This is a genomic window from Cohnella fermenti (genome assembly GCF_004801405.1).
Lineage (GTDB): Bacteria > Bacillota > Bacilli > Paenibacillales > Paenibacillaceae > Cohnella > Cohnella fermenti.
Genome location: NZ_SSOB01000151.1, coordinates 1 through 309, shown reverse-complemented (window position 1 = coordinate 309; position 309 = coordinate 1). Strand labels below are relative to the sequence as shown.

General features: G+C 53.1%; 1 protein-coding gene. It reads left to right on the top strand.

The annotated features are described in order from the left end of the window. Nucleotides 1-23: 23 nt before the first annotated feature. Nucleotides 24-309, top strand: a 286-nt coding sequence (locus E6C55_RS33395) for a hypothetical protein (RefSeq protein ID WP_136374128.1), incomplete at its 3' end; no start/stop codon positions are given.

Below are 309 nucleotides of genomic sequence, written 5' to 3'. Positions count from 1 at the left end.
ACGGAGTCGGCGAAGAGGATGTCATGCCGTTCAATGTAAAGGCCAATACGGCATACTACATCGTTGTATACGGAAAGGATTCCGCGGAGTTCGGCCCAGACCCGTATACGTTATCGTTCGGGATGCTTATGAGGGACACGTACGAACCGAATGGCACGTTAGCGCAAGCCGTCAATGTTGAACTGGGGAATACGTACGACTCGTATCTATCCGTAGCAGGGGACAAGGACATCTACACATTCACAGCGGAGGCGGAAGGCCAGGTTACGGTGAACCTGACATCGCCGACGGGGAAAGACTACAACGTAG